Origin of the sequence: Streptomyces sp. LHD-70 (assembly GCF_031157275.1) — a bacterium.
Taxonomy (GTDB): Bacteria; Actinomycetota; Actinomycetes; order Streptomycetales; family Streptomycetaceae; genus Streptomyces.
Map to the genome: position 1 here is coordinate 271,576 of NZ_JAVIFW010000007.1, position 18,206 is coordinate 289,781.

Genomic DNA, 18,206 nt, shown 5'->3' on the forward strand with positions numbered 1-18,206 from the left:
GAGCACCCATGACCACCATCGCCGTCACCGGAGCCAGCGGCTTCTGCGGCTCCCACCTCGCGACGGCCGCCGCCGCCCAAGGTGCTCAAGTCCTGTGTCTGGGACGAAGGCCAGGCCCCGTCGGACGACACATCCCCTGGGACGCCGCGCGGGAAGTGCCTGACCTGGCCGGTGCCGATCTCGTCGTGCACTGCGCGGCGGCCGTCGGCGACCCGGTGCCCGGCTCCCCCGCCGAGGCCGCGATGCGTGCCGTCAACGTCGACGGCACGGCACGGCTGCTCGAGGCGGCGGCGGGTCGGCCGGTGGTGTGGGTGAGCAGCGCCAGCGTCTACGCGCCCGCTCCGGGAGGCCTCCCGATCACCGAGGACCATCCCGTACGCGGGCACCTCAACGCGTACGGCCGCACCAAGGCGGCCGGGGAGCAACTGGCCCTCGCCGCCGGGGCCGTGGTGCTGCGGCCCCGTGCGGTCTACGGTCCAGGGGACCCGCATCTGGTGCCACGGCTGCTGTCCCGGGTCCGGCGCGGGCTGCTCGTCCTGCCGGGGCCCAGCTCCCGCCTCAGCCTGACGGCCGTCGAGAACCTCACGCGCGCCTGCCTCACCGCCGGGGACTGGCCCCCGGGCGCGTACAACATCGCCGACCCCACCCCGTACGACCGTGACACGGCCATCCGCACCGTCCTGCGCGCCCACGGCATGCGCGCTCGCATCCGCCACCTTCCGCTGCCCCTCGCGGAGACGGCGGCCCGAGCAGCCCAGGCCCTGGCGCGCCTCCGGCCCGACAGCGAGCCGGTCCTCACCCGTTACGCGGTGCAGCAGTTGGCCCACCCGGTCGTCCTGGACGTGACCAAGGCCGAGTCCCGGGGGTGGAGGGCGGAGCGGGGGCTCGGGGACTACGGGGGCGGGTAGCCCGGGGTCGACGCCGCCGGGCCCGCCCTGGCGCACCGCATGGAGTGCGCCAGAACGGGCCTGGGGGACGGCCGAGTTGTGGTGGTCAGCGGACCGTGGTGACCCGATGTTCCTTGAGAGCGGCGCAGTTGGAGCCGGTCACCTGGACGTACACGTTGCCGATGCTGCCGCCCCAGTCGACACAGTGGGCCTTGCCGTAGGCGTAGACGGGACCGGCGTACGAGGTGTAGGCGCCGTAGTCGTCGCCGCCCTCGCCCGTGTCGGGGATGTAGATCCAGGACGACATGTCCATCTTGGTGCCGGGGTTGCTGCGGATGGTGACGACGCAGTTCTTGCCGTTGCTCGCGTTGTACGTCAGGTAGACGGTGCCCCGGGAGCCGATCGGCGCCGAGTTGACGGTCTTGTAGCTGCTGCCGCAGACCTTCTGCGGAGTGGTGTTGGGCGCCGCGGAGGCGGGAGTCGCCAGGGCGGTCGCACCTCCCATCGCCAGGGCCGACAAGGCCGCGACGGTCAGGGCAGAACGTTTGAATCGCATATTTCCCCCCATATGACGGTTGGAGCGGTCTGCTCGTGCTTGGTATGACCCACCACACATCGCAATGGTTGTGCCCCTCTGTGCGGCTACTTCACCGAACCGCGGTGCACGTGCCGACGCCCAGCGCGGCAGCGCGGCACGCCGAACGGCCCGTCCCCTCGGCCCTGTTGTGTCAAGGGGCGGAGTCCGCCGTCTCCCCTGCGGGCCGAGGAAGGACACGCGCCGGCCGCAGCTGCTCGTGAAGCGCCGCGAAGGCCGTGTACGTCAACGGGAGAGTCAGCGCTGCGGTGACCAGGATGCCGACGATCACGGGGGCGAGGATGCCCGCGTAGTAGGCGGCGAAGAAGTTGCCCGTGACCTGCTCGACGAGTTCCCGTACGAGCGGTCGCAGCGGGAGGGCGAGTTGCACCGTCAGCCGGAGCACCCCGGCGGTGAGCGCAGCCAGCGGCAGCGCGAGGGCGAGGACGCGAGCCAACCCGCCGCGCGTCCAGGTCAGCGACCAGGACCGGCGCAGGGCCGCACGCGGGCCGAGACCGGCTGCCGCGGCGGCGGGGGCGAGGGTGAGTCCGAGGCGCAGCAGCAGGGCGACGCCCACGGCCACCACGGGAGACGCGGTGACGAGTGCGTGCGGCCAGGACCCGCGTTCCAGGGGTTCCGGGGTGTCGAGGTGGTAGCCGGTCAGGCTGTCCGCCACGGCATGGACGAGCAACGGCAGCAGCCATACGACCAGGCCACGCAGCGCGTACACGGCGAGCACCGGTCGCCACGGCGCGCGGCCCCCGGTCCGCGGCCGTCTCGCCTCCTCCGCCTCCTCCGCCTCCCCCTCCGCCGCATCAGCGCCGTTCGCCGCTGCGACCGCTCGGGAGCACACCCTCTGCAGGGCCGCACTGCCGACGCCGAGGAGAAGCAGGAAGAGCGGGAGCGTGCACAGGGCGAGCAGAGCGAGGTCGGTGGGGTCGTGCAGGTACGGGTCCTCCAGCTGCTGGTACCTGATGCGTTCGTTCCGCATGTGCGTGAAGAGGGGCCAGGCGAGCGCGAATATCGCACCCGTCAGCACCAGCCCGACGAGTCCGGCCAGGCCGACGACCCGTGCCGTCGCCCCCGCCACGGCGCCTCGATTCCACCGCAGGGCGACCAACACCGTTGCGGTGACGCCGCGTTGCGGGCTCGCGCCCGGCGGGCCTGCGCCCAGGCCGGTCTGCGGCGCGGTGTGATCGTGCCGGGTGGTGCGCTTCATGGGTGAGCCTTCTGTCCGTGCATGGGTGAGCCTGCTGTCCGTTCCGCATCCGTCCCAGGTGAGGACGCGGCGGCGGGCGGACGAGGTTCTCCGGACGGGCCCGGGCTTCACCGAGCCGTGGTCACCGCTGGGCGTCGAGCACTGCCGCGAGGCCTTCTTGCAGGTCCTTGACGAAATACTCGGGAACCTCAAGCGACGGGAAATGTCCTCCGCTTTCGGCGGTCCTCCATCGGACGATCTGCCGGTACCGCTCCTGCGCCCAGGGGCGCGGACACTTCTCGACGTCACGGGGATACATGGTGATGGCTGACGGAACGTCGACCCGGAGTTCGGGGTCAAGGGAGTTGTGGCTCTCGTAGTAAATGCGGGCCGCCGATGCACCGGTCCGCGTCAGCCAGTACAAGGTGACGTCGTCAAGAACTCTGTCCATGGAAATCGTCTCGAACGGGCTGTCTTCGGTGTCTGTCCACTCGGCGAACTTGTCGAGGATCCAGGCAAGAAGCCCGACCGGTGAGTCGACGAGCGAGTAGCCGATGGTCTGCGGTCGGGTCGCCTGCTGCTTCGCGTACGCAGCGCGGTGGCGCCAGAAACCGCGGGTCTCTTCGGCCCACTCGCGCTCGACCGCCGTCAGCCCGTCCGTTGTCAATCCGGGCGGTCCCTCCGCGAACGTTGTGTGGATGCCGAGAACGTGCGCCGGGAATCTGCCGCCGAGAACCGTGGTGATATTGCCGCCCCAATCGCCGCCGTGAGCCGCGAATTTGCTGTACCCGAGCCTTCCCATGAGTTCCACCCAGGCGGCCGCGATCTTTTCGGTTCCCCACCCGGTGGTGGCCGGCTTGTCGCTGTAACCGAAGCCGGGCAGCGACGGGACCACGACGTGGAACGCGGGCGCGGCAGCATCTTTCGGATCTGCCAGCTCGTCCACTGCATCGATGAACCGAACGATGCTGTCCGGCCAGCCGTGCGTCAGGATCAGAGGAGTGGCATCCGCGCGCGTGGACCGGCGGTGCAGGAAGTGGATTCCCAGATCATCAATGGTCGTGCGGAACTGGCCGATCCCGTTGAGGCTCTCTTCGAACGACCGCCAGTTGTACCCGGTGCGCCAGTAGTTCACGACATCGACGAGGTCGGCGAGCGGAACGCCCTGTTCCCATCGGCGAGGGTCGGGCGCGGCGCGGTAGACCGTCTCAGCCTCCGGTAGCCGCGCCGCGGCCAGTCGCGCGCGCAGATCGTCGAGGTCGGCGTCGGTTGCGTGGGCTTCAAATGCTCGCACGTCGCTGGCTGTTGGACGGGGCATGAGACCTCCTGGCCATCGCGGAACCGGCTCGCGGAACCGTCTAAGACGGTTCTAGCAGTCTGCCGAGCCACGCCGCAACCGGCTAAGGTGGTTCCATGCGCGCTGGATTCCCTGACTTCCGCCTCGGCAACGTGCTGGCCACCAGCTTCACGGGGACGCTGTCGGAGCGTCACGGCGACGCAGTGGAGCGCATCCCCACGCCGCAGCGACTCGTCGACTGGCTCGCGGTGTACGACCTCGCCGTGGACTCCTGCACCCCGGCCCAGCTCGACCTCGCCCGGGAACTGAGGGAGTCGATCCACGCCGCCGCGACAGCGGCCGCGCTGCAGGACGCTCTCCCTGCGTCCGCTGTCCAAGTCATCAACGACTGCAGCGCTCAGGGCCGGGCCGCGGCGATCCTGACGCCCGAGGGCAAGCGGCAATGGCGGCTCAGCTCGGCTTCCCGCGTGGAGGACGCCCTCGGCGTGATCGCCGCCGACGCGATCAGCATCATCGCGGGCGAACGGGACGGAAAAATGGCCTTGTGCGCATCACCAACATGCCAAGCGGCCTTCTTCGACACCAGCCAAAGCCGCACCCGCCGGTGGTGCGACATGAACACGTGCGGGAATCGTCAGAAGAAGGCGCGCTTCCATGCCAACCAGCGCAAACCCTAGATCAGCGGATTGCTATTGAATCCCGCGAGGAGTACCTCACCGCGACCGCGAGGAGTACCTCACCGCGACCGGGGGGCGGCTCTCTCAGGCCAGGTCCAGCAACTGCTCGTGGAATCCACCGAATTCACGGCGGCGGTCCACGAAATGCAGTTCCAGGATCCAGTGACAGGTCCGGCCCCGGCGGTCCGTGCGGCGCATCGGGGTGTCATTGTCCGGCGTGATGTACGACTCGACCTTCATTCCGTCGATCGTCTCGTGCGGGAACTCTCCGACCAGATGGCCCGCGTGCCAGCCGCCGAGCTCCCAGCCCGCCTCGGCCGCGAGCTTCTCCACCGCGCCGTGCAACTGGCGTCCCGTGATGTCCGGGTCTGCGGCGAAGACCTCCCGCCCCGCGTCGAAGAGGCGCGGCAGATCCTCCAGGAGGCGGCGCTTGTCCGGGTCGTCGCCGAACACGTACGTACGTCCGAAGTCCGCCTCGTACTCCTCGAAGATCGGCCCGAAGTCCGCGAACGCGACGTCGTCCGGGCCGATCACCCGGTCCGGCGGGTTCTCCCGGTACGGCACAAGGGTGTTGGCGCCGGAACGGACGACGCGCTTGTGCCAGTGCTTGGTCGTGCCGAACATCTCGTTCGCCAGGTCCCTGATCCGGTCACTGGCCTCGCGCTCGCCCACGCCCGGCACCACGATGCCGCGGGCCTCCACCTCGGCGAACAGCGCGATCGCCTTCTCCTGCGCGGCCACGAGCCCCGCCACCCGCTCGGCCTCCGCCACCTCGACACGCCCTGCGTCCACCGCCACGAACTCCCCTCTCTCGACACGGCATGCCTCAGCCGGGCACGCGCACACGCCAGGCTAGCCACCCACTCAGCTGCACATCCAGCACTCATCCAGTCCGAACGCGCCTGCCCGGCCTCCTCGTTGGAGCACCCGATGGAGTTCCACTGCCGCGCAGGACTCCTGGTTCTCACTTCTCTGAATCGGCCGGTCTACGGGCCGCGGGAGAAGAATTCGCGCCGCGCGAGCAGGAAATGGCCGCATCCACCGATCGCTGCAAAGTCTCCGCGCGAGTGAATGAGTCGCAGTACAACGCCCCACCATTCAGGTGGTTTTGACGGTGGCCGCATCGCGTCTCCCTCACCGCTTAACGCTTTTCCCTATTGTTTCCCTCCTGCGAGTCACGAGACGTGTTCAGCCCTGCCAAGAAAGGCCGACGTGCAGCGCGAATACATGGCAACAGGTGGCAGGTTCAAGGCTCTTCATATTCTTCAGCCCGATGGCGGAGGGGTGCCGCGCGTTGTCGTCGACCTGGTTCGCGAGCAGGCCCGTGCCGGTTTGGACACGGTAGTCGCCTGCCATCCGGAGCTCTCCCTGGCCGAGGACCTGGCTGTGGCCGGTGCGCAAGTGGTCCCGTGGCGGGCCGCACGGCTGCCCGGACCCCAACTGGCGTCCGAAGTACGCGAGGTGGCCCGGATGGTGAAGGCCTTGCGACCCGACCTCGTGCACGCACACAGCGCGAAGGCCGGTCTGGCGGCCCGTCTGGCGCTGCGCGGCCGAGTGCCCACGGTGTTCCAGCCCCATGCGTGGTCGTTCTCCGCGGTCGAGGGAGTAACGGCCGCTGCGACAGTCCGCTGGGAGCAGCTCGGCGCCCGCTGGTGCGACCGGATCGTGTGCGTCAGTGCGGCAGAGCGGCGCGAGGGGCAGGACGCCGGGATCATGGCGCACTGGGAGGTGATCCCGAACGGGGTCGACCTGTCGCGGTTCACACCGGCGGAGCCGGGAGGCGGGCAGCGCCCTCGGCCTCCGGTGGTCGTGTGTGTGGGGCGCCTGTGCCACCAGAAGGGCCAGGACGTCCTGCTGAGCGCGTGGCCGAAGATCCTCAAGGCCGTACCGGACGCGAGGCTGGTGCTGGTGGGTGACGGTCCCTTGCGTGCGCGCTGGGAGGCGACGGCGCCCGCACAAGTGGAGTTCGTCGGTTCCGTGAGTGATGTTCTTCCGTGGCTGCGGAGAGCAGATGTGCTGGTTCTTCCGTCGCGGTGGGAGGGGATGGCGCTGGCTCCCCTGGAGGCCATGGCCACGGCCTTGCCGGTGGTGGTGACCGATGTGAACGGGGCTCGGGAGAGTCTGCCACCGGGTCACCGCGCAGTGGCTCTCGTACCGCCGGAGGACCCCGCGTCACTCGCCCGTTCCGTTTCCAGGCTGCTCACCGATGCGTCGTTGCGGACGGAGATGGGGCGTCAGGCGTGCGTCCACGCTCATGCGTTCTTCGATGTGCGCCGTACCGCGCGGGCGGTCATGGACCTGTATGAGCGCGTGGCTCCGTCGCCTGCGGTCGCCCGTCAGCGGCAGCGCGTATGACGCCGCACAGCTCAGCCCTCTCCGCCACCGCCCCGTCCGGACGGAAATTCCCCGACACCGGCGCCGGTGTTCGTACGCCCGGAGTCCAGGAACGGCGCGTACGGGCCATCGTGCCGCGGGCCCGGAGGGGTGGCCGTTTCGCGCGGTCGCTGTGGGTCGGCGATGTGGGTGCTGTGGTGTGCGCGGCTGCCTTGATGGCCCGTACGAGCGCTGTGGTGACGCAGCTTGGGGAGCTTCTGGCCCTCGTCGTCCTGTCGGCGTTGGCGCAGACCGGGCTGCATCTCCGCAAGGGGCTCTACCAGGACCGACTGAGCCGCTCGGTGCTGGCGGAGACTCCCGCGCTCGCTTCCTGCACGCTCCTCGTCTGGGGCGCGGTCGCGGCGTTGCTCGCTGCCTGGGACCACGGTTACGCGCTGTCCTTCTCCGCTCTGGGTCTCGCCGTGGCTGTGCAGATCCTGGCCCTGATCGTCCTTCGGGCCGTCTGCCACCAGGTGTGGCGGATCCGGCGCGCCCGTCGGCCGCATCCCGCGATCATCGTCGGGCAGGGCCCCGACGTGCACCGGCTGGTTCATGTGCTGCAGCAGCAGCCGCAGTTGGGGCTCCATCCGGTCGGACTCGCCACGACGAGCCGGTTCCCTCCCCCCTTCAGCGGCGACAGGGGGCCCGCCCTGCCCGTGCTGACGGACCGTGACGCCGTACTGCGCGCGCTGATCCAGAACGGGGTGCAGCACGTGGTTCTGGCTCGCTCGGGTGGCTCCCCCACGTTGCCGGCACCCGACTTGATGCGCCTCTTCGCCGCGCACGGCCAACAGGTCTGGATCGTCGACTCCGGAGAGGAGAACCACCAGGTGGTTCCTCCCCGAACCCTGCCGGACCATCTGTACGGATATCCGGCGCAGTTGCTGCGTACCCGTGCGGCGCGCCGGCCGTCGATGTACGTCAAGCGGGCAGTGGACGTCGTCCTGTCCGGGGCCGCTCTGGTACTGCTCTCGCCCGTGCTGGTCGTCTGTGCCTTGGCGGTGCGGTGCAGCGACGGCACCGGGGTCCTGTTCCGCCAGGTGAGGATCGGCCAGGACGAGCGGCCGTTCATGCTGCTGAAGTTCCGCACTCTGCGCCCGACCGACGACGTCGAGTCCGAGACGCGGTGGAACGTCGCCGGGGACGCCCGGATGAGTCGCGTGGGCGGCTTTCTGCGACGCAGTTCGCTGGACGAGCTGCCGCAGCTGTGGAACGTGCTGCGGGGAGACATGAGCCTCGTCGGCCCGCGCCCTGAACGCCCGTACTTCGTGGCGAAGTTCGCCAAGGAGCACCCGGGGTACGCCGCCCGGCACCGGATGCCCGCCGGGATCACGGGGCTGGCCCAGGTGAACGGGTTGCGCGGGGACACGTCCATCGCGGACCGGGCCCGCTTCGACAACCGCTACATCACCACTTGGACGTTGTGGCAGGACATCACCGTCATGCTGCGCACGGCTGTTTCGCTGCTACGCCTGGGAGGCGGCTGAGCATGGCTGACCTGGTACGGGCTCGTCCCCAGTGGCCGACGGTCCGGGGCGGCCAGCGGTCGTGCCACGCTGTCGCCCTGGTTCTGCTGGCCGCCCCGATCCTGCTGCTCGCCCTTCCCTACACGGGCGGCGACGCCACCACGGTCGATGTGACGCCCGCAGATGTGGGGAGCGCGCTGCTGGTCTGTTTCTGTGGGGTGCAGGTCCTGCGGGGCCGCGCCCGGCCGCTGACGCCGGCGGCGGCCGTGGTGTTCGCTGCTCCCACGGTGGCGCTGGCAGCGGCAGCGGTGACGGCGGCGGACCCCGTGACGGCGCTTCCGGGACTGGCCCGGTACCTGCAGATCTTCGTCCTGGTCCCCGCGGCCGTGGTGCTGCTGGTGCGCGACGCGCGGGACTTCCGCCTGGTCGCGGCAAGTCTGGTGCTGCTCGCGGTTGTCGAGGGCGCGGTCGGGCTGCACCAGTACGTCACCGGCACCGGCGCGTCGTACATGGGGCAGGACATCCGCGCCGTCGGGACGTTCGGGGCGACCGATGTCATGGGGATGGCGACCGTGGTGGCGCTCGGGACCGTGGTCGCCGCGGCCCTGGCCCTCAGACCGCCCGCGCGGCACCCCCGCTGGTATCGGCCCGCGCTGCTGGTCATCGCTTGCGTGTTGTGCGTACCGCTGGTGCTGTCGTTCAGCCGCGGAGCCTGGATCGCCACGGTGCCGACGCTGCTGGTTCTGGTCGCCTTCACCGGATGGCGCCGGCTCGTGCAGTTCCTGGCAGCGGCGATCGCCGTGGTGGTGGTGCTGGTCGGTGGCTTCGGTGTCGGCTCCTCCATGCTGAACCAGCGGCTGAGCAGCATCACGCAGGTCACCGACGCGCCCGATCAGTCGGTCACGGACCGGTACACGATGTGGGCGGCGGCCTCGGGCATGTGGCAGGAGAACCCGGTCACCGGTGTCGGGCTCAAGGGGTTCGCCACGCACCGGGACGCGTACTCCGGGCTCGCGCTGTCCGCGGGCAGCGACACCGCCGGTGCGGGGCGGGACTTTCACCGTCAGCCCCTTCTGTCTCCGCACAACATGTACCTGCTGGTGCTCAGTGAGCAGGGCCTCCTCGGTGTGGTCGGCCTCGTCGGCAGCTGGCTGGCCCTTCTGGTGCTCGCGCTGCGCCGGACGTGGCGATGCCTGTTCCGCGGCCTGGGCACGTCGGCGGACTGTGGGCTGGTCGCCGTCGGGCTGCTCGCGTGGCAGCTGATCGACTTTCTGTACGCGGACATCGGCGGCCCGTCGACCGCGTTGACCGGCATGCTCTTCGGTCTGTGCGCCTGGTGGGCGCTGGCCTCGCGTGCGGGCGAGGACGGACATGGCTGAAGCGGTGTGCGGCAGCGGGCCGTTGCCCGGGGCGCCGCCGGGCCCTCCTCCGCCGACGTCTCCGGCCGCGGTCGGCTCGGACCGGTTGGGGCGTGCCCTGGCGCGGGCCGCCGCGTTCACCGCCGCGCTGACCATCGCGGGCGCGGTCCTGGGCCTCGTACGCGACCAGTCCATTGCGCACCTGTTCGGCGCGGGAGAGGACAGCGATGCCTTCCTGGTGGCGTGGACCGTGCCGGAGATGGCTTCGACCCTGCTGATCGAGGACGGCATGGCGCTGGTTCTGGTGCCCGCCTTCAGCCATGCACTCGCCCGCCGGGCGGCGCAGCCGCAGGAGCCCGATCCCGTACAGGCGTTGGTCGTCCACACGCTGCCCCGGCTCGTCGTGGTCCTGGTCTGCTGCGCGGGGCTGCTCATGGCAGCCGCTCCGCTGGTCGTGCGGCTGCTCGCGCCGGGGCTCAGCAGGCCGGACGTCGCGGTCTCCTGCATCCGCCTGACGGCCGTCACCCTGCTTGCCTTCGGGCTGGCGGGCTACTTCAGTGCCGCGCTGCGGGCGCACCGCAGCTTCGTCGCGCCCGCCACGATCTACGTGGCCTACAACATCGGCATCATCGTCACGATGCTGCTCCTGCACGAGGCGTGGGGTATTCGCGCCGCCGCGGCGGGCGTGGCGCTCGGCAGTTGCCTGATGGTTCTCGTGCAGCTGCCCGCGTTCCTCCGCCACCGTGGCGCGGTCCGGCGTATCCCCGCTCCCCGGTACGGGCATTCCGCCGTCGCAGGCCCGGCGCTTGTGAGCCTGGCCGCGCTCGCGCCGATCGTGCTGTTCACCGTGAGTCGACAGCTTCAGGTGGTCGTCGAGCGTTTCCTGGCGGCAGGACTGCCCGCGGGGGCCATCTCGCACCTCAACTACGCGCAGAAGGTGGCACAGATCCCGATGGTGCTGTCGCTGATGATCTGCACGGTCACCTTTCCCGTGGTGGCGCAGGCCATGGCCGACGGCGACTCCGACCGGGCGCGGCGCCGCATCGAACGCGACCTGGCCACGGCCGCTCTCCTGGTGCTGGCCGGTTCGTCCCTGGTCATCGGCTACGCGCCGCAGATCGTCGAAGTGCTGTTCCAGCGCGGCGCGTTCGGCGACGCCGACACCACGGTGACCGCCGGGGTGATGCGCGTCTACGCTCTCGGTCTGCTGGGACAGTGTCTGGTCGGCGCCCTGTGCCGCCCCTACTTCTCCACCCGCCGTCCCACCTGGTATCCGCTGGCCGCCATGGCGGTGGGCCTGGCCACGACCGCGGTGGTGGGGGCCTGGAGCGTTCAGGTGTGGGGGGCGTACGGCATCGCCGGGGCGAACGCCCTCGGCATCAGCGTCACCGCCGTATTGCTGCTGTGCGGCCTGGGGCCGCGTGTGGTGCCCATCGGTGTCCACACCACGGCCGTCACCCTGGCGCGACTGGCGTCCGCGGCGGCGGTCAGTTCGGCCGCGGGCTGGTTCCTCGGACCGCGCGTACCCCACGCCTTCCTCAGCCTCTGCGTGGGGTTTCTGCTGATCCCCGTGGTCTTCGCCGCGTCCTGCGCCGCGCTGCGCGCTCCGGAGATCGCCGACCTCATCGATTGGCTCCGTCGGAAGGTCCGTCATGCCCGTTGAGACAGGGACCGCCCCCACCGCGTCGCGCATCGGGCCACGGGCGCCGTGGATCTGGATGTACCACTCCGTGGATGACGCCACCTGCGATCCGTACGGCATCACCGTCGAACCGGACCGCCTGGAACACCAGATGAACTGGCTGCGGCGCCGGGGCCTCAGAGGTGTCGGTGTGGCGGAGCTGCTGCGCGCCCTCGCCACCGGGCGGGGAGACGATCTGGTGGGCCTCACCTTCGACGACGGCTACGCCGACTTCGCCGCGCACGCGCTGCCCGTGCTGCAGCACCACGGCTTCACCGCCACGGTGTTCGTCCTCGCCCGCCGGCTGGACGGCACCAACACCTGGGATCCGCTGGGGCCCCGTAAGAGGTTGTTGTCAGGCGACGGGGTGCGCTCCGTCGCCGCGGCCGGCATGGAGATCGGCTCCCACGGACTGCGTCACACCGATCTCACCCGGCTCTCCCCCGCCGACCTGCGCAGTGAGGTGCTGGACAGCCGGACGATCCTGTCCCGGGTGACCAACCAGCCGTTGCAGGGCTTCTGTTACCCGTACGGGCGGCTGGACGAGCGGACCGTGCAGGCCGTGAGCCTGGCCGGATACCAGTACGCGTGCGCGATCAGCCCCGACCCGCCGCATGGTCTGCTCGCCCTCCCCCGGGTCCACATCAGCCAGGCCGACCGCTCGTGGCGGCTCCATGTCAAGCATCTGCTGCACCACGCGCCCCGGTGCATCGGTACGTCCCGGCCGGCCCCGACCAGTGAGCGAGTGAGCGAGTGAGCGAGTCCATGAAGGTTCTCCACATCATCACGGGCCTCGGCATCGGCGGAGCCGAGCAACAGCTGCGGATGCTGCTGCCGCACCTGCCGGCACGCAGCGACGTCGTCACCCTCACCCATCCCGGGCCCGTGGCCGATCAACTCCGCGAGGACGGTGTGACGGTCAGGCACTTGGGCATGCGGGGCAACCGGGACCTCCGCGCGCTGCCCCGACTCGCCCGGACCATCGCCAGCGGGGGCTACGACCTCGTCCACACCCACCTGTACCGGGCCTGCGTCTACGGCCGTCCTGCCGCGTATCTGGCGAGGGTGCCGGCGATCGCCACGGAGCATTCGCTGGGCAGCCACCACATGGAAGGCAGGCCTCTCAACCGGGGCAACCGGGCCTTGTACCTGCTGACCGAGCGGCTGGGCCGGGCGACCGTCGCGGTGTCGGACACGGTCGCGACTCGACTGCGCGAGTGGGGAGTTCCGGAGCAGCGCATCCATGTGGTTCCGAACGGAATCGACGCGCGCCGGTTCCGCTACGACGCGGCGGGGCGGCAGCGGACGCGGGCACGGCTGTCCATCGGTCCGGACACCTTCGTCGTCGGAGCCGTCGGCAGGCTGGTGCCCGGCAAGCGCTTCGACCTGCTGCTGCGCGCGCTGGCGGAGACTCCCGGCGCGCATCTGCTGCTGGTCGGGGGCGGGCCCGAGCGGCTCGCGCTGGAGAAGCTGGCCGCGGAACTCGGCGTCGCCGACCGGCTGCATCTGCCCGGCGAATGCGGGACGGACGGTCCGGAGCCGACCGTTCCCGGTCTGCTGGCCGCGATGGACGTGTTCGTCTCCACCTCACGGGAGGAGGCCTTCGGCCTGGCTGCCGTGGAAGCACTCGCCGCCGGGCTGCCGACGCTGTACACCGCGTGTCCCGCGCTGGAGGATCTGCCCGCCCACCACACCGAGGGCGCCCGCCGGGTGAGCAGTCATCCCACGCTCCTGGCAAGGGAGTTGATGACCTGTCTCACCGCCGGCGCCACGAGGATCACTCCGCCTGCCGCAGTCGCGCACTACGACATCGCGCGCAGCGCGGACCGTTTGATGCACATCTACGACGACACCCTTCGCCGCACCTCTTCAAGGAGCTGACCGCCGTGCGACCTCGCTTCCGCATCCCGTCCGTCGTCAAGCCCGCTCGGCTTCGCCTGCGTGGGAGAAGGCCGCCGGTGCCGGTCTGGTGGCCTTTGCCTGCCTGTGCGGCACTGGGGCTCACTGCCGGTGCTGCGTACGGCGCCCTCGCCGAACCCGAGTACGCGTCCACGACCTATCTGATCGCCGTGGCGGAGAAGGATTCGGAACCGGCTGCGACGTTGGGCTTCGCGCAGGCCTACGGACGTCTGGCCACCAGTACGAGCACACTCGCGTACGCACAGGGCAATGCCGGGGTGTCCACCCGGCAGTTGGGGTCTCGCGTACAGACCGAGACGTCACCGGAGTCGCCCATGATCGGCATCACGGGGACCGCCGGCCGGCCGGGGGACGCCGCCGACATCGCCAATGCGGTCGCCGACGCGCTGCGTCTGAAGGCGAACGGCCAGAGCGAGAACACCGGTGTGAAGCTCGTGCGGTTCTCCCAGGCCGTCAAGGCACCCGAGCCCGTCTCCCCTTCCCTGCCGCTGAGCATCGCCGTCGGTACGAGCGCGGGCGCCCTCGTCGGCGGACTGATCCTGCTGGTCAGGCCGCGCAGGACCCCTGCGTACGAGTCCCCGGTCCTGCCCGCGCCCGCCAGCGAGCCCGCCACCGCCAGGGCCACCACCCCTGCCCCCGCGCCGACACCCGTCACCGCCAGGGCCACCGCGCCCGCACCCACCAAAGCGACCACCGCCACCACCACCGCGCGAGCCAAGAAGCCGCGGAAGAAGCAGGAGAATCAGCCGTCGTGACCGTTTGCCTCGCCCCGGAAGCGCCCGCGGTGACAGCGTCGTTGTGCCGGGACGGCGAGGAGTTCGCCGCTCTTGGGCCGTCCTGGAACCGAGTGCATCAACGGTGCTCCGCGGCCACCGCCTTCCAGAGCCATGCGTGGTTGTCGTCGTGGTGGCGTGTCTACGGCAAACCCGGGAGGCTGCGCGTCCTGCTGGTCCGGCGAGGTGGAGCGCTCATCGGTGCTGCGGCGCTGACGCTGACGCACCGGCCGCTGCCCGTGCTGGTTCCGTTGGGCGGTGCCGTCTCCGACTTCGCGGACGTCCTCGTGGACGACGAGCATCGCGGTGTGGCCCTGCCCGCCCTGGTCGGTGCACTCGGCCGACTGGCGCGGCACCGTGTCGTCGACCTGCGTGAGGTCCGTCCGGTGGCCGCGGCGCAGGAGCTGTTCGAGCGCTGGCCGGGCCCGCGGCACCGCGAGGAGGACTCGGTCTGCCTGGAGCTTCCGGCCCTGGCGATGGACGGCCTGATGGGGCGTCTGGCGTCCAGTCGCGCACAGCGCGTACGGGCCAAACTGCGCAAGCTCGACGCGGCGGGCGTCGAGGCGCATCCGGTCTCCTGCCCCGACGAGGTCCCCGAGGCCGTCGACGTGCTATTGCGCTTGCACGCCCAGCAGTGGCAGGGGCGTGCCGTGACACCGGAACACCTCAGCCCCGAATTCGCCCGCCATCTGCGGAGCGCCGTACAGGGCATGATGCGGACGGGAAACGCCGCCCTGACGCTGTATCGACTCGACGGCCGAACGGTGGCCGCCAACCTGAGCCTGCAGGACCGTTCCGTGTCGGGCGGTTACCTCTATGGAGCCCATCCCGAACTGCGGCGCAGGAAACTCGACGTGGCCACGATGCTGCTGCGTCAGGACGCCGAGCTGGCGGTGGTCGAGGGCCGCACCGTCATCAGCCTGCTGCGGGGCGACGAGCCCTACAAGCATCACTGGAAGCCGGAGCGGGTCGACAACCAGCGGCTGCTGCTCGCTCCGCCCGGAGGGTCACCGCTGCTCGATCTGTACCGCGCGCAGTTGGACGGGCGGCGCGTGCTGGCGCGGACGGTGCGCCGGCACACGCCGGTCGTCGCTGCCTGGCGGTCCCGGATCAGTACGGCCTGTCGGTCCTCCGCCACTCCCAGCGCCAGCCCGTCCGGGAGTCCCGACGAACGCACCAGTCCGCGCCGTCCCCCATCCACTTCTTGACCCAGTCCCCGAGCCCATGCGGCACACACCAGTTGTCGGAGTTGACGGTGGGTGCGGAGGGGCGTGGGGGTTCGGGAGTAGGGCTGGGCTCTGGCTTCCCGGGCGGATCCGTCGGTGTCGGGCGCGGAGGCGTGGTCGGCTCGGGCATCCGTGACGGCGGCGGTGTCGTGGACGGTGGGGTCGGCTTGGAGGGAGGGGGGCTCGGGGGTTGAGTGGGGGTGGAGTCCTCGTCCGGGTCGGTCGGCTTCGGCTTCGGCTTCGGTGTTGGAGTCGGCTTCGAGGTCGGAGTCGGATTCGCCGTCGGGGGATTCGTCGGTTTGGCCGGAGTGGTCGGAGTGGTCGGCTCGTTCTCGTCGGGTCTGCCGAGGCCGAAGAGGCGCGAGCGGAAGACCTTCGACGACTCCGGGTTCGCGTCGCACTGCCACACGCCGTGCGGGCAGTAGTCGCTGATGGTCTGGTAGAGCGGCTTGTGCTGCTCGAACCAGTCGAGCATCCCTCGCATGTACTCGGGGTTGTCCCCGTTCCTGAACAGGCCCCATTCCGGGTACGAGATGGCCTTGCCGTGCGCCTTGGCGAAGTCGACCTGATGCTGCAGGCCGTAGGGGCCGCGCACCTGTTCCTCGAACGACTCCCCCGGCGGCTGGTCGTAGGAGTCGAGGCCGATGACATCGACCACCGAATCTCCCGGGTAGCACTGCGTCCAGGGCACGGCGTCGGGGCCGCGGTTGGGTGCGAAGTCGAACGTGAAGTCCTGTCCAGGGACCGACCTCATGGCCGTCACGATGCGGTTCCAGTACGCCTTCCATGCCTCGGGGTCGGGCCCGCAACGGTGGGTGTACGTGATGCCGTTCATCTCCCAGCCGAGCACGATCACCGTGTCGGGGACTCCAAGGCGTACGAGGCGCTGGGCCAGCCTGCGGAAGTGCTGATCGAACGAACCCTGCGCGCCCGCTCGCAACAGCTGCCGGACTTCCTGGTCGGGTACGCGCTCCTCGTTCCGCTCCAGCATGGGGACGTTGAGGACGAACATGCGGTGGGGCCCACCGCGTTTCCAGTTCGCCCACGCGCGGAGAAAGGCCGGGCTGCCTTCGATGTTGGACCACACATCGCCGGGCAGATAGGTGTGTCCGACGCGCAGCGGAGATCCTCCGAGCCAGCTGGACAGGTGCTGCATGCGCTCCACACCGGCGGGGCCGTAGTGCAGGTACGCGCCCATCGCCAGAGCCGGTGGGTCAGGGGGTGGTTTCGCGCTCCCGGGCGGGCCGGAGGAGCTGGAGGCGGGCACGGCCGATGCGTTGAGCGCGACTCCCGCGGTCAGCAGGGTCGCCGTCACCGTGATCAGACCCATTCCCGTCATGCTGCGTCGAGAAAGCCATGCCTCGCCCACTGGACCGTCCCTCATGTGATCACCATCGGTAATAGGACGTTCCTCTCGATCGCCGGAATCGGCATCTTCCGCAGGGCCATTCGTGAGACATGCCGCGGGCGGAGTTCAGTGCGTTTCCTGCGCCTGGATTGCGAGTTGTTGAAGTGCTGGGCGTGGACAATGCCACGGTGAGCAGAGCCGTTCAGGAAGGCCGGTAAATGAAGATCACCTGTGTGGGCGGAGGGCCCGCAGCTCTGTACTTGTCCATCCTGGTCAAGCTCGACGACCCCGGGCACGAGGTCACGGTGCTCGAGCGCAATCAGGAAGGCGCAACGTACGGCTGGGGGGTCACGTTCTGGCCCGACACCCTGAATCTCCTCAAGACGCATGACGCCGAATCGGGCCGTCGCATCGGTGAGCAGTCGGTGCGCTGGCGGGACGGCATGGCCCAGGTGGGAGACCGGACGGCCACACACGCGGGAGACGCCGGATATGCCATCGGGCGGCACCAATTGCTCCGCACGCTTTCCCGGCGCGCCCAGGAAATCGGCGTACGCACCGAGTTCGGCCACGAGGTGCAGACCGACGTACCCGATGCCGATCTCGTTGTGGCGGCTGACGGAATGAACAGCAGAATGCGTTCAACGTATGCCGAGCAATTCGGGACGCACATCACCCACGGCAACACCCGCTTCTTGTGGTTGGGCACGACCAAGGTGTTCAGCACCTTCAGTTTCGCGTTCGTCCCTACCGACCACGGCTGGATCTGGTGCTACGCGTATGGCTTCAGTCCCACAGAGAGCACTTGTGTCATCGAGTGTTCGCCGGAGACCTGGCGCGGACTCGGCCTCGACTCGATGGAGCACGCGGCGTGTCTGCGCCTCCTGGAGCAGCACTTCGCCTCACTCCTCGACGGCCACCCGCTGATCAGTCGCGCGGACCGCATGCGCGACGGCCAGAACTGGCAGCCCTTTCGGACCCTCACCAACAGAACCTGGTCCCACGACCATTTCGTCCTGCTCGGGGACGCGGCCCACACCACCCATTTCTCCATCGGCGCCGGCACCGCCCTGGCCCTGCAGGACGCGGTGGCTCTGGCCAGGCACCTGCGGACCATGCCTGAGAGGGGTCTTGGCGCAGCACTGAGCCACTACGAGAAGGAGCGCAAGCGCGCGCTCCTTCCGGTGCAGAGTGCCGCCCGCCACAGCGCGCAGTGGTACGAGAACCTGCCGCGCTACCTGCGTCTCCCGCCGGAGCAGATGTTCGCTCTCCTGGGACAGCGCCACTCCCCCCTCCTGCCCTACGTACCGCCCGGCCTCTATTACCGGCTCGATCGCCTCGCGAGCCAGGCGGATTCGCTGCGCCGCTTCAAGCGCTGGCTGGGCCCGCGCATCGGCAAGCTCACGCAGCAGGTCAGCCGTCCTTGAC

At 69.9% G+C, this 18,206-nt stretch carries 16 protein-coding genes; 11 read left to right on the forward strand and 5 right to left on the reverse strand.

Annotation, left to right across the window (positions count from 1 at the left end; all coding sequences use genetic code 11):
• Positions 1-8 precede the first annotated feature (8 nt).
• The gene (locus tag RCO28_RS16190; RefSeq protein ID WP_308941824.1) at positions 9-908 is read left to right on the forward strand and encodes an NAD(P)-dependent oxidoreductase; all 900 of its coding nucleotides are present in this window, start codon (positions 9-11) and stop codon (positions 906-908) included.
• Between the two features lie 85 nt (positions 909-993).
• Here RCO28_RS16190 and RCO28_RS16195 read toward each other — a convergent pair whose 3' ends face one another.
• The 3 genes from RCO28_RS16195 to RCO28_RS16205 all read right to left on the reverse strand — a co-directional run bounded on the left by RCO28_RS16195 (position 994) and on the right by RCO28_RS16205 (position 3,977).
• Positions 994-1,443, reverse strand: a complete 450-nt coding sequence (locus tag RCO28_RS16195) for a spore-associated protein (RefSeq protein ID WP_308941825.1) — start codon at positions 1,441-1,443, stop codon at positions 994-996.
• 172 nt (positions 1,444-1,615) lie between these two features.
• Complete coding sequence (locus tag RCO28_RS16200) at positions 1,616-2,680, reverse strand: hypothetical protein (RefSeq protein ID WP_308941826.1); 1,065 nt, start codon at positions 2,678-2,680, stop codon at positions 1,616-1,618.
• Positions 2,681-2,801: 121 nt separating this feature from the next.
• Positions 2,802-3,977 (reverse strand): epoxide hydrolase, encoded by a 1,176-nt coding sequence (locus RCO28_RS16205; RefSeq protein ID WP_308941827.1) that lies wholly within the window; start codon positions 3,975-3,977, stop codon positions 2,802-2,804.
• A gap of 95 nt (positions 3,978-4,072) precedes the next feature.
• Here RCO28_RS16205 and RCO28_RS16210 point away from each other — a divergent pair, with 95 nt between their 5' ends.
• Positions 4,073-4,633 (forward strand): CGNR zinc finger domain-containing protein, encoded by a 561-nt coding sequence (locus RCO28_RS16210; protein WP_308941828.1) that lies wholly within the window; start codon positions 4,073-4,075, stop codon positions 4,631-4,633.
• 84 nt (positions 4,634-4,717) lie between these two features.
• Here RCO28_RS16210 and RCO28_RS16215 read toward each other — a convergent pair whose 3' ends face one another.
• Entirely contained in the window at positions 4,718-5,425 is a 708-nt protein-coding gene (locus RCO28_RS16215; RefSeq protein ID WP_308941829.1) for a M24 family metallopeptidase, read from the reverse strand.
• Between the two features lie 435 nt (positions 5,426-5,860).
• On the opposite strand from RCO28_RS16215, the gene RCO28_RS16220 reads away from it, so the two are divergent.
• From RCO28_RS16220 to RCO28_RS39360, 8 genes are all read left to right on the forward strand, one after another.
• Positions 5,861-6,988, forward strand: coding sequence for a glycosyltransferase (locus tag RCO28_RS16220; RefSeq protein WP_308941944.1), 1,128 nt, complete (start codon positions 5,861-5,863; stop codon positions 6,986-6,988).
• 215 nt (positions 6,989-7,203) lie between these two features.
• Positions 7,204-8,493, forward strand: a complete 1,290-nt coding sequence (locus RCO28_RS16225) for a sugar transferase (protein ID WP_374991172.1) — start codon at positions 7,204-7,206, stop codon at positions 8,491-8,493.
• 2 nt (positions 8,494-8,495) lie between these two features.
• On the forward strand, positions 8,496-9,851 hold the full coding sequence (locus tag RCO28_RS16230) for an O-antigen ligase family protein (RefSeq protein WP_308941830.1): 1,356 nt from the start codon (positions 8,496-8,498) through the stop codon (positions 9,849-9,851).
• On the forward strand, positions 9,844-11,493 hold the full coding sequence (gene murJ, locus RCO28_RS16235) for a murein biosynthesis integral membrane protein MurJ (RefSeq protein WP_308941831.1): 1,650 nt from the start codon (positions 9,844-9,846) through the stop codon (positions 11,491-11,493). The genes RCO28_RS16230 and murJ overlap by 8 nt, the downstream gene beginning before the upstream one ends.
• Positions 11,483-12,268, forward strand: a complete 786-nt coding sequence (locus tag RCO28_RS16240) for a polysaccharide deacetylase family protein (RefSeq protein ID WP_308941832.1) — start codon at positions 11,483-11,485, stop codon at positions 12,266-12,268. Before murJ ends, RCO28_RS16240 begins: the two co-directional genes overlap by 11 nt.
• 8 nt (positions 12,269-12,276) lie before the next feature.
• The gene (locus RCO28_RS16245; RefSeq protein ID WP_308941833.1) at positions 12,277-13,392 is read left to right on the forward strand and encodes a glycosyltransferase; all 1,116 of its coding nucleotides are present in this window, start codon (positions 12,277-12,279) and stop codon (positions 13,390-13,392) included.
• A gap of 77 nt (positions 13,393-13,469) precedes the next feature.
• Complete coding sequence (locus RCO28_RS16250) at positions 13,470-14,186, forward strand: lipopolysaccharide biosynthesis protein (RefSeq protein ID WP_308941834.1); 717 nt, start codon at positions 13,470-13,472, stop codon at positions 14,184-14,186.
• A 506-nt stretch (positions 14,187-14,692) separates the two neighbouring features.
• Positions 14,693-15,412, forward strand: coding sequence for a GNAT family N-acetyltransferase (locus RCO28_RS39360; RefSeq protein WP_374991177.1), 720 nt, complete (start codon positions 14,693-14,695; stop codon positions 15,410-15,412).
• Here the strand turns inward: RCO28_RS39360 and RCO28_RS16260 are convergent.
• Positions 15,315-16,760, reverse strand: a complete 1,446-nt coding sequence (locus tag RCO28_RS16260; protein WP_374991173.1) for a glycoside hydrolase family 26 protein — start codon at positions 16,758-16,760, stop codon at positions 15,315-15,317. The genes RCO28_RS39360 and RCO28_RS16260 overlap by 98 nt on opposite strands.
• Before the next feature lie 236 nt (positions 16,761-16,996).
• Here RCO28_RS16260 and RCO28_RS16265 point away from each other — a divergent pair, with 236 nt between their 5' ends.
• A complete protein-coding gene (locus RCO28_RS16265) occupies positions 16,997-18,205 on the forward strand; it encodes an FAD-dependent monooxygenase (protein WP_308941837.1) in 1,209 nt (402 codons plus the stop codon).
• Position 18,206 lies beyond the last annotated feature (1 nt).